General features: G+C 47.2%; 8 protein-coding genes. All 8 read right to left on the reverse strand.

What is annotated here, in order from left to right:
• A partial coding sequence (locus OXH00_04985) for a hypothetical protein (protein ID MCY3740354.1) occupies positions 1-328 on the reverse strand: 328 nt, incomplete at its 3' end.
• A 124-nt stretch (positions 329-452) separates the two neighbouring features.
• Complete coding sequence (locus tag OXH00_04990; GenBank protein MCY3740355.1) at positions 453-2993, reverse strand: T9SS type A sorting domain-containing protein; 2541 nt, start codon at positions 2991-2993, stop codon at positions 453-455.
• A 38-nt stretch (positions 2994-3031) separates the two neighbouring features.
• A complete protein-coding gene (locus OXH00_04995; GenBank protein MCY3740356.1) occupies positions 3032-3913 on the reverse strand; it encodes a hypothetical protein in 882 nt (293 codons plus the stop codon).
• A gap of 564 nt (positions 3914-4477) precedes the next feature.
• Positions 4478-7384: a sigma-70 family RNA polymerase sigma factor gene (locus tag OXH00_05000; protein MCY3740357.1), complete on the reverse strand. Its 2907-nt coding sequence runs from the start codon at positions 7382-7384 to the stop codon at positions 4478-4480.
• Positions 7385-7518: 134 nt separating this feature from the next.
• Positions 7519-8250, reverse strand: a complete 732-nt coding sequence (locus OXH00_05005; protein ID MCY3740358.1) for a DUF1080 domain-containing protein — start codon at positions 8248-8250, stop codon at positions 7519-7521.
• A gap of 35 nt (positions 8251-8285) precedes the next feature.
• Positions 8286-9029 (reverse strand): DUF1080 domain-containing protein, encoded by a 744-nt coding sequence (locus OXH00_05010; protein MCY3740359.1) that lies wholly within the window; start codon positions 9027-9029, stop codon positions 8286-8288.
• A gap of 74 nt (positions 9030-9103) precedes the next feature.
• Positions 9104-10591: an ABC transporter permease gene (locus tag OXH00_05015; protein MCY3740360.1), complete on the reverse strand. Its 1488-nt coding sequence runs from the start codon at positions 10589-10591 to the stop codon at positions 9104-9106.
• A 282-nt stretch (positions 10592-10873) separates the two neighbouring features.
• Positions 10874-11458, reverse strand: coding sequence for a hypothetical protein (locus tag OXH00_05020; GenBank protein ID MCY3740361.1), 585 nt, complete (start codon positions 11456-11458; stop codon positions 10874-10876).
• Between the last annotated feature and the right edge of the window lie 387 nt (positions 11459-11845).

Genomic DNA, 11845 nt, shown 5'->3' on the forward strand with positions numbered 1-11845 from the left:
GCGTCAGTTTTAAACCTTCAATAGTCGAAAGTTTGGGCTGCGTCAGTTTACCCTTTGTGCCTTCCTCAATAAAGTCTTTCCGGGCGGAGCCGGGGAATCCACTATTCTCGTAGTTCCCATTAGGTCCGTAATACTTCCTGATCCAGTTTTTATTCTTTGAATGGTCTTCGTTCAAAGCGTCTTCGGCTGGGCTTTTGAACCAATCCGCTTCTTTTAAAGGACCACCCTTCATGTTAACCTCCCCTTGCGTGAATGCGAGATGGGAGACGTTCAGAAACAGCGCGAACATGATCCCTATAACGAACGCGAACCGGTAAAACTTTCTCATCGAAATTTCTTTCCTTATTATTTAAGTTTTTTTAAGGTGGGTTTCGGCGTTTTGCTTTGAGTTCACCCTAACTTGTGGACAGTAATTGCAGATACGAGTGCACTCACGTACACCTATAACGCCGCTACTTCAAAATCACCATTCGCCGCGTCTCTGAGAAGTCCCCGGCGGTAAACGTGTAAAAATAGAGACCACTGGTGACGGGTTCGCCGACTGTATTCCTGCCATCCCAATACGCCGCACGGCTACGCGATTCATAGATTCCTGCTCCTTGGGTGCCTAACGCAAGCCTCCGGACGAACTTCCCATCTGCGGCATAGATAGAGATTTTGACATTCGCGGGTTTTGCCAACTGATATGGTATCCATGTTTCTGGGTTAAGCGGATTCGGGTAGTTCGGCAATAAAGCCGTCTGTTTCGGTGTTGATGTTGCAAGGAGTTGTTCTAAAATGAGAATACCGCGTTGAAAAGCCGGGTCTGTTAGGGGCAATTGCCGGGCTTCCTGAAGCCATTTTTCTACATCTGCAGTAATGAACGTTTGAAGGACTTGAGGATTCATAGCGGGCGCGGAATCACTTGAACCTAAGGCACCTGCAACGAGGACGAGGTCCTGTATATTGACAATCCCATCACGGTTAACATCCGCTGGATTGCTTCCCGATTGCCCAAGATTTGATGCGACCCATACAAGGTCTTGGATGTTAACAATATCATCCCCGTTGACATCCTCTCTGCGTCTTGTAGATTTAGTGGCATCTGATAGAGGTTCAGTGACATCTGATGGAGTGGAAGGATTGAGTTCCCATAAGAGTATGGTGCCATCCTTACTCCCAGTTGCGATGGTATTGCCATCCGGGCTAAACGCTACACCGTCGACCTCATCCCCATGCCCTGTGAGCGTGCGGAGATGTGAGCCCGTGTTGACATCCCAGAGACCGACGGTGTTGTCCCAACTCGCAGTGGCGAGGGTGGCACCATCTGGACTCAACGCTATGCTGACGATCGCATCCGTATGTCCGGTGAGCCTGTGTAGCGAGTCTCCTGTATTGACATCCCAGAGACGGGCGGTGTCGTCATAACTCCCAGTTGCCAGCGTGTTGCCATCCGAAGTGAACGCTACCCTGGTAACCCCATTACTATGCCCGGTGAACGTGCGGAGATGTGAACCCGTGTTGACATCCCAGAGACGAGCAGTGTTGTCATAACTCCCGGTTGCCAGCGTGTTGCCATCGGGACTAAACGCCACGCTTCTGAGCCAATGCGTATGCCCGGTGATTGTGCGGAGAGGACTACCCGTGTTAACATCCCAGAGACGGGCAGTGTTGTCACCACTCGCGGTTGCGAGCGTGTTGCCATCGGGACTAAAGGCTACGTCTCTGATCCAATCCGTATGCTCGGTGAGCGTGTGTAGAAGGTTCCCTGTGTTTGCATCCCAGAGGCGGGCAGTGTCGTCATAACTCCCAGTTGCGAGCGTGTTGCCATCGGGACTAAACGTTATGCTGTTGACCCAATCCGTATGCCCGGTGAGCGTGTGTAGAAGGTTCCCCGTGTTTGCGTCCCAGAGACGGACGGTGCGGTCCTCATTCCCACTTGCGACGGTGCTACCATCGGGACTAAACGCTACGCCGATGACCGCAGACGTATACCCGGTGAACATGTGTAGCGGGTTCCCCGTGTTTGCGTTCCAGAGGCGGGCAGTGCCGTCATAACTCCCAGTTGCGAGCGTTGTGCCATCGGGACTAAACGCTACGCCGATGACCCAACCCGTATGCTCAGCGAGCGTGCGGAGATGTGAACCTGTGTCGACATCCCAGAGGCGGATGGTGTCGTTATAACTCCCACTTGCGAGGGTGTTTCCATCTGGACTAAACGCGACGCTGAAGACCGCAGCCCAATGTCCGGTGAGCGTGTGTAGCGGGTTCCCCGTGTTTGCGTCCCAGAGACGGGCGGTGCTGTCCCAACTCCCACTTGCGAGGGTGTTTCCATCTGGACTAAACGCGACGCTATTGACTCCAGACCTATGCTCGGTGAGCGTGCGGAGATGTGAGCCTGTGTTTGCATCCCAGAGACGGATGGTTTTGTCCGCAGCCCCGCTTGCGATCGTCGTCCCATCTGGGCTAAACGCTACGCTGGTGACCCCATTCCTAACTCTGTTGACCTGCTTTGTATGTCCGGTGAGCGTGCGGTGCTCGCTACCCGTGTTGACATCCCAGAGACGGACGGTGGCATCCTCACTCCCGCTTGCGATGGTTGTGCTATCCGGGCTAAATGCTACGCTGTTGACCCCAAACGTATGTCCGCTGAGCGTGCGGAGATGTGAGCCTGTGTTTGCATCCCAGAGGCGGATGGTGGTGTCCTCACTCGCGCTTGCGATGGTTGTACCATCTGGACTAAACGCTACGCCGTTGACCGCAGACGTATGCCCTGTGATGAGTTCAAGTTCTTCGCCTGTCTGTGCGTCGTAGATCCAAATACCGATAATACTTACTACTGCCAGACGTGCGCCGTCTGGGGAATACTTTATTTCATTTATCCTACCTTTGCCGAGACGTGCTTTAGCACCTTCGGGTAATCCCAAAGTTATGTAGTCTTGTGCAAAGGTGTTTGGCAGAATAATAAATACTGCCAAAAGTGCAACTAAAATCCAAAAGAGTGTGGTTTTCACGCGTAATTTCTCCTTATAAGTTCACCATATTCATTGTTTTATTGCTTAAGTTGTGCCCATGTAGTGGTGAGTTTTCCTTGTGGATTGACAGCAAGCGCGTTTCCGATCTTTGCACCATTTTTACCCTCCAGATGATGTGCGTTGCCCGATGCATCTGAAAATTGTTGGGTGCCACCCGGTTCATCAAAATGCCATAAGGCAACCGTCTTTGCGTCATTTTTGAACTTGTCGTCTGGCATAAAGCCTTTTTTGTTGACATCGTAACGAGCCTCCGTTGAGATGCGGACCTCATCAATATATCCAGTGAAGGAATCCAAAAACGCTTTGGCTGGCGGACGACCCGGTAGCACAATTATTTTTCCATAGCCTCCCAGCACGAAGTCCTTTGGACGCAAACCACGAGGATCACGATCGTGTCCGAGAGGTATCCCGTGTTGATTTGTCGCTACGAAATCATTGACGATCATTGTTATCTGATTCCTATTTAACTGATAAGCGATGTGTTGCCATTGGTTCGGTACAAGCGAGATCGGGAAAGATATTGTCCGACCGAGCCCTCCCTCAATATAGGAACTCATTAGCAAGATTAGATCCCCCTTCGGAGGCTCAATATTTAGCACCTTAGCCCAATTATCTCCATCTTTCACGATGATCATATCCACCTGTTGATAGAGTATCGTCACTACCGTGTCCTTGTTGTCAGGCGGTGTGGTGGGATATATCCATGCTTCGAAGGTGAATTCGTCCGTGCCATCCGGTAAGAGATACCCAAAGGTTTCAAAGTCTAAAACGGCGTAGTCATCAACCCCGTCAAGAACTAAATAATTTCCACCTGCGGGTGATGGCGGTGGCAACGCTTTGGCACTCGGTGGAATGAGTGCCAGTAAAAAGAGGCATGCAAGGATCTGTCGGTGTCCCATTTTTTCTCCTGTTACTGTAAGTATTGAAAATTCAATGACTGCCTTTTTTAATCGCCCGCACGTTTTTACAAGTTTCCCTGTTGGATCGACACGCTGAGAACCTTTCCCGTGTAATCAAAATATCTAACGTCCAACATCCTTTCACGGTTTACGGCTATAGCTGCGAAATGCCTCTCGATCCGAGCCTCGGACGATTGCAATTGTCTTAAATGTTGTTGTCTATCGTATTTCTTATAATTAAAGACACAATTTTCGGGAAAAAATTGTGCATCATTTGAAAAAAAATAAAAAATTTGAATTTTAATCAGATATAGTTGGGAAATTGCCGATGGGTTGTTGGTTATCGGTTTTCAGTTAAGAGTCAGGATTCGGATATCCTTCCTACAATACGATCAACTGAAAAGCCATCGGAATTCCAAGGAAAGAAAAAGTCGCGATTGGGAAATCGCTCCTACAGAAGAAGGGTGAATGCAATCTTAGGTGAGAAAAAAAGGCGAGGTGTTTTGCTTGAGTGTTTCCCAAGGCACCTCGCCAGCAAATTGTTTTGGAAGATAGACTTTACAGCTACGCTTCAAGCGGAATATGAAATATCCCGCGTTGTTGTGTAGCAATGTAAAGTCTATCATTACTGACGACCAGTGAGACAATTTTATCTGGAATGTTGGGAGAAATCTGATCCCACTTGCCATGAGCATCCAAGCGATAGACACCTGCATCACCGGCACCATAAACTGTGGTCCCTTCTGCTGCAAGGTTGTCTATCATCATCCGTTTACCTGTTCTATCAGTTAGCACACTCCAGTGCGCGCCGGTTTGTGAACTCAAGACCCCCGCATCAGTTGCGACGTAAACCGTTGAACCGGCAAAGATTATCTCTTTGAAACGGGTAAAATGAAACGGGAGGGTGGGTGTAATATTTTTCCAACTCTTTCCACCATCAAGTGACTGAAAGAGTTTGCCGTCCCGTTTGCCAACGTAGACGGTATCTGCTGATGCGGCTAATTTGAAGCCTGTATCAAGTGCTTTGTTAAGGGGTTCAGTGGTATCCATTAAACCAGTGTCTGTCCATTCTGGATCGCCGTATTTCCACTTGAAAAGTTTTTGCTTCCACTCGGCATAGAACGTCTGTCCAGTGACTGCAAACCCACCAATTCCCTCAAATTTATCAATAAGATAAGTTGTATCTGATAAGTTATCATTTTTTTCAGGTTTATTCGGCGAAGGGTCCTCTGTCCACAACTCAACGAACGAAGATTCTCGTTCAAAAGTGGGTGCCCCCTGAACTGGCACAAGTATATTGTCCTCTGCAGATAACTGGAAAATGCGCAAATAGTCCTTTATAGACGTAATTTCAGATAGTTGGAGATCGATCATGCTATCTTTTTCAGGTGCCATTCCGTAGAGAACGTCGTTAGCAATTGCTAACTGAGAAGCGAGGTTAAGGTAAGCAAATTTCTGTTCCATTGTTTCACGTATTTGGCTATCGCAGTCAATCTGGACAGTTTCCCACGTTTCACCACCGTCAATGGATTGGACAAGAACCCCACGGGTATACCCATAAAGTCTATTGTTGACTGCGACCAGATACTGTATTGTTGTTTCCCTGATTCCGCTTGTAAATGCGTGCCATGATTTACCACCGTCAGTTGTGCGATGAACACCGGATGAACTGGCTCTATAAAAAGTATTTTTGTCCACAGTTACAATCCCTTGTGATAAAAGTATTTTGCCGGTATCCGCCGGAATACTCATCCCAAGCTCTGGTCTCATAAGGTCCGATTCATTTCCGTGTGTTATCTCAGTCCACGATGCTCCGAAGTCAGTCGAGTGAAAAATTCCGCCTAAACTTTTTGGATTGATATCAGCTATTATATTTGCTGTAAACTTTTGGTTTGGTTCAATCCATTCCCAGCGAGAAAGGTCGGAACCCGTTCCAACATAGAGGCTGTTTTCAAACCCAGTCATCCAGTAGACAGGTTCTGACGGACTTGCCGACAAGTGTTGCCAAATATCTGAATCAAGACGGTAGATGCCGCTGCTTGTACCTGCGAACACTATGTTTCTAATTGCAGTGACTGCGTGGATACTTTCATCTGCTAACCCATCTTTCAAGAGATCCCACTGTGTGCCAGCATCCGTAGATCGAAAAACACCTTCATCTTGAAGGGCAAGATACATTACAATATGTGAGTGCGAATTATGTTCTTGTACTTCATCGGTGATGATAAGTCCGATAGCGTGTCCTTTTGGTCGGGCGCAGAAGACATGCCATGTCTCGCCCTTATCAATTGAAGCGAGTATTTTATCAGTAGAAACGATATAGAGGGTATCATCATGTGCTGCCATCGGCATCCGAGATCCATTGGTCGATATATCGCTATTGGTAAGTGTCCATACGGTTTCACCTACTGCCCGTTTATAGATGCCGGATTGTGCAGCAGCGTAGAGGGTTCTGTCGGATGTAGCGAAAATATTATGCACAGCACCACCGTAGGGGCCATTTGTTTGGGTCCACTGCGAAGCAGAGAACTTAGCGAGATCGTTCTGTGTATTAGATGCTAAAGTTGTTTCAGTACTTTGCAGACCGGTACTGCCGCTTTTACCGGGGGTAGCGGCACGTCCAACCTGATTTCGCACAGCCGGTTTTGCGTCGATATCAACCACAATGAATGCGTCAACGATTTCAATTGTGGGTTCGGATTGCGCCTCAAAACTATAGGGCTGCTGAAACCGAAGGAGGTATTGATTGCTCGCACCCAGCAACAGTATAATCAAGACCGTAGCTGCACCAAAAGCCGCCCATGGTAGCAACGGTTTTCCAGCTGGAGACGGTGTCGGTTTTATATTGGCAACTTGCCTTGTGATGTTCTCCATTAGACTGGCGGGTAATTGAACACCCCCAAGGACTTCGCTAATCAAGAGTTCCTCTTTCGTCTGTAAACGCTTTCGTGCCCGGTGGAGCCTGCTATGCACTGTCTTCACAGACACGCCTAAGAATTTACCAATTTCCTTGGCTGGCATTTCGCCGAGATAGTAGAGCGTCATTACCGTCCGTTCGCTCTCTGGGAGTCTTGTCAGAAGTTTTTTGACAATTTCGCTCCGATGTTCGGAGGCTTCTGTCTCACGCTGCTCGGATACATAATGGGTATAGGAGAATCTTTCTGTGTCTTCCGCGGATGTGCCCTCCAAAGATTGCATCGCAGGTTTTTTCTTACGCATCCAATTCAGGCAGAGTCGATTCGCAATAACATAAAGCCATCCGGCAAATTGGTTGGGGTTCTTGAGTGTCGGGAGTTTTTTGTAGACTTGGAGGAAGGTGTCTTGCGTAATTTCTTCGGCGTGGTGAAAATCACCGATCTTCCGCCATGCAAGCGCATGCACGCCCTTTTTGTATTTATGGACTAAGGCACTGAATGCTTCATCGTTGCCTGACAAGATGCTGTGAATCAGTTGAACGTCATCTCTTTCCATTAGGATTCTCCATGATTAGTGAATAGTTTTGATCGTTTGAATATACCCCGTAACATGGTGAAACGCTACTTCTATTATCATAGCAATGCAGCTGCTGTTTTTCCAGTAAATTCTCGTGTATATACAGGGCTATTTTAGAACCGCTTCAACTGTCCCCATGTTGTTGCGAGTTTTCCTTGGGACGTTACGGCGAACCCATCCCTGTTTGGAATTGTATCGCCGGTGACAGTAATATTATCAAAGCGTGCCGTATAATTTGTGAGACCGAAACCGGTGCCACCTGTTAGAAATTCAGGAAATTCTTCTAAGCGTCCAGGAATTACTATAGGCTCTGGAATTTCCATGACCCCCAGAATTTGCTTGTCGTTAACCCAGAGGGTGAGAATATTTTCAGAAATACGCAATTTCATAGTAGACCATTTATTCAATTTCAAAAATGGACTGAGTTTGCTTTTAAGAAGCCGAAGATTATCGTCGTCGTGAAAATTGCCATAGTGACAGATGGCTCTTGAATCAGGTTCAAGGATAGGCAGGTTCCCAATCACACACCACACTGCCCAGTTTTCCATAACCCGCGCTGCAATCGCGATATTTCCCGGACCGTGTTTTTTCAGAGGCTTTATATCGACTGTAATCGTGTAATCTTTCCACGTTTTATCCCCTGTTATGAGCAAGCGGGTGAGTCCTCCATGACTTACTGCCTGAAGTTCACCGTCAAGGATTTCCCACGAACCGGGTTCGGCATCAAGCATGATCAGTTCTTGCCACTCCTCCAAGTCAGCCGCATCAAAGGTTTCAAGAAATGTGCCAGCCCATGCGGAGAAAGTTAAGAGAAAAATAACACAGCCGGTGAGTAATAATTTCATGAAGATTCCTTTTCTCTCTTCTCCGTTAAAGCATCTTAGAACCGCTTAAGGCTTGCCCATGTCGTTGCGAGTTTTGCCCTCGATGATACGGAGAATCCTCCGTTATTTCTGACACTATTACCGGTGATAGCAAGGTTGTCGAATCTCGCTGTATAACTTGCGAGACCTACGCCGATTTTACCTGTAAGAAGAGGTGGTGTGCCTTCTTTCGGCTCCATAACTACCGGCCCCAAAACCGCCTTTCCGTTAATCCAGAAAGTTAGGGTATCACCGTGGACGCCCACCTTTAGATTCGACCACTTATTGAATTTCAAGAGCGGACTCGGTTCTTGTGCGAAAATCCGCATTCCTGTAGCGATGTGAAAATTCCCACCCATACATGTCGCCATGGGTTCAGGCACAGCCGCGAATGCTTCTCCCGCTTTCTCGAACCTCGGACTGTCTCCAATTATACAGACGACCGTTCGGTTTCCCTTAACCCGTGCTGCAATCGTAATATTACCCTCATGGTGTTTTTCCAGAGGCTTGACATCAAATTCGAAATCATAATTGCTCCATCTCTCGTCCCCCATCGTGAGTAAACGGATTAGTGCCGAGCGCGTGGCACCTTCAAGCGTACCCTCAACGACTTCCCAAGAAGTTTGTCCGATATCCGAGTCAAGCCAGATTAATTCTCGCCATTCCTCTAAATCTCTGTCATCAAATTTCTCCAAAAATTTACCTGCCCATACAGAGAAAGTAAGGAGAAAAACACTCAGTCCAACAACTATCAATTTCATACCTTTTGGTGCCCTCCGTTTTTGTGTGCGCTGTGCAGTTTGCAGGAATTGAATTCACACAGAGTGCTAAAACCTTAAATATCCATACGGAAGAATTTCAGAAACGCCACAGTTGTTAGCACGATTGCGAAGAAACAGAGCAGCAGTAGATCCAGGGCAGCGTGCTGGAGGGTTTCTCCTAAGGTCAACTCCGCGAGCGGCGGTGGCGGCATCGGAGGCGGAATTTCTCCTCTGTGGCTAAAATCCCCTGGGTCTTCTGACATCTTGCTGAATATTTCCGTATCAAGTGTCTCGTAGTAGCGAGTTCCTGTTTGGAAGTAGGTATTTTTTTTCGCTTGACCAGTTTGTGTGGCATCCGTTGCGAGAAAAATGAAAGATGCTGTCGGTGTGATTCGGGAAAAATTTATACCGATTGTGTCTTGGTGTTTTCTCTCTCGCTGATAACGTCTATCGAGTTGCGCCGCGAGGTCCCGGTATTTTACCCGAGCCGCCTCTTCAAGAGGTGCCATCTTCTCATTCATTTTCTCGTAGTGTTCCGGCCCCATTGTAAAGACGGCAGTCCCTCCCTGCGCCTGCGGGGGGTTAGATTTCATCATTTCCGACAACACTTCACTCATCATTTTCCCTCTTTCCGATTCAAGGCCGGCCCGCAATTCTGCTCGCCTCGCTGTTTTTTCCCTGTAGACGCTCTCCGCTGTTGAAGTCGGTGCGACGATTTGTGCCGCCAGAAACCCAACCCGCGGTAAGATGAGGACAACGAACACCCAGACGGTAAATGCAACGATAAGTGCTGTCTTGGCACTGTCGAAATAGATTGAGATCACCGCCCCTACTGCAAAAAAGACCGCAATGTAGAGCAGCGAGACAAAGATAAGACACAGGATTCGCAGAAAGGTGTCCGATTCAGATAGTGGAAAGCCTTGCAAAACGAGCACGAGTAAACCGATGATTACCGAGATTAAGAACGGAAGGATGAAGACGAAATATCCACCGATGAGTTTGCTCCACAAAAAGATATCGCGAGGCAGCGCATTGGCGAGGGTTATCCGAAGTGTTCCGGCTTCTCTTTCGCCCGCAACGGCATCAAACGTAAACAATAATGCCAGTAGACTAAAGACGGTGCTGACGACAAACACGAAGTCGAGATGCCCCAAAAGAAAGGCTATTGGCGCGGTGGACAGTGACGCTTCGCCCCGCGTTATTCCGTTGCGTGTCATACCGAGATAACTCGGGAGCGCGGATTCCAAACCCGTCGCAAACACACTTAAAGGTGTCGGTTTAAGAATCAGCTTAGAAACTTCAAAATTCGGATCCGTTGACCCTTTTGCAGTAAAACTAAAGCTGTGTTTCGGACCTGCCGATTCCTTATCATTTTCGTCTTCAAGAGCGTCTTCGTCCTTGAGAATTTCTTGTTCTTGATAGTCGATTTGGCGTTTGAGATAATGATGGTAATTGATATGCAAGTTAAGCGGGATGAGCAGGACACACATCAGCAGCAGCGCGACAAACCGCGCACTCAGGATGTGATGCATCATCTCTTTCTGAATTAAGGTCATTAACATGAGCGCACCCTCATTCCATGGTAAAGTGTTAGGACTTACGCAATTTTGATTTTAGCACGCACTGTTAAGTGGGGTGCTTGGAAAGACCGCAGATGGTCTCTTGGCACAGGCTAACAGCCTATGCTACAGAAGAGTAGCATGCAGAAGTCCTGAGTATCGTAAAATTTGAAGCAAACGATCGTGTAATGTTGGTAAAGTGATATAGGTAGAACTTCGGTTCTTTTTTTATCTTACACGATTTACGCTGAAAAGTTTTGAAAACAAATATGGTAAGCACCCACCCTATTCAATTAAGGTCCCAGTTCCATCTATAATGATAACATTGTCGCCGTTACTGAGGCCTTTAATATCGATTACGTCGCTTAGGCGACGATCTCCTAACTCTATCCACTCGGATGTCTGTGTAGTTTTCAACTCGTCAATCACTATAAAACTTGAATCCTTTTCCAAAGAATTAGCGATCTGTTCCTGCAGAAAATCCGCGAGAGCCTCAGTTTCAGTATCTGTTGTGTCAGGGTTCCCAAGCAGTGCGGTAAGTTCCTTGTCTCCAAGTCCGTCAAGGAGCTCCGAGAACTCGTCAAGCGATGCGTCTCCTCCCGCTGTGTCGGTTATTTCGGGTTCAGCTTCTTGTTGTCTTTCAAGGTCAGATCCCGTTTCAGTTTCAGATATCGTTGGTGTTTCAGGGAGTGCCTGTTTCGTAAAATTCACTGTTGGTTCAATTTTTTGTGGAGCAGGTGTATAGGGTTCACCAAGGGATTCCTTGAAACGTTGGACATCCCACTTGGCGTAAAAATAAATCCCGACACAAAGTGCGGTCATCAAAATGGCTGTCCTGCCGAGGAGTTTCCAGTAATTCATACTGTTCATAATTTTCTCGCTTTGGTTGATAGTGATTGCCTTCATAGCCCAAGCTGCCGCTTAATGATAGCAGATAGCTATCAAAGGCTAAACCGACTTAAACGTGGGCATAATATCCTTTATCCGTTAAAGACACAATTTTTCTCGGAATGCTTGCATAATTTTAAAAAAAATGAAAAAAGTTTAGATTTTAATCTAAAAATTGGCAAAATTGCTTGAAGAGATGAGAAATAGAGAAAAGCACAAAACATTTGACATTTTTTTTACTTTCATTATAAGATATAGGCAATCTTGTAGCGGTTTCTCCGAATCCAACGAAACCGAAGCGTGAGAACGGTATTCCATCGAAAGTTACTAACGTGAGGTCCCTCCTCACAGTGAACGTATCGGAGGTGA

The sequence above is a fragment of the Candidatus Poribacteria bacterium genome, from assembly GCA_026706025.1.
Classification (GTDB): domain Bacteria; phylum Poribacteria; class WGA-4E; order WGA-4E; family WGA-3G; genus WGA-3G.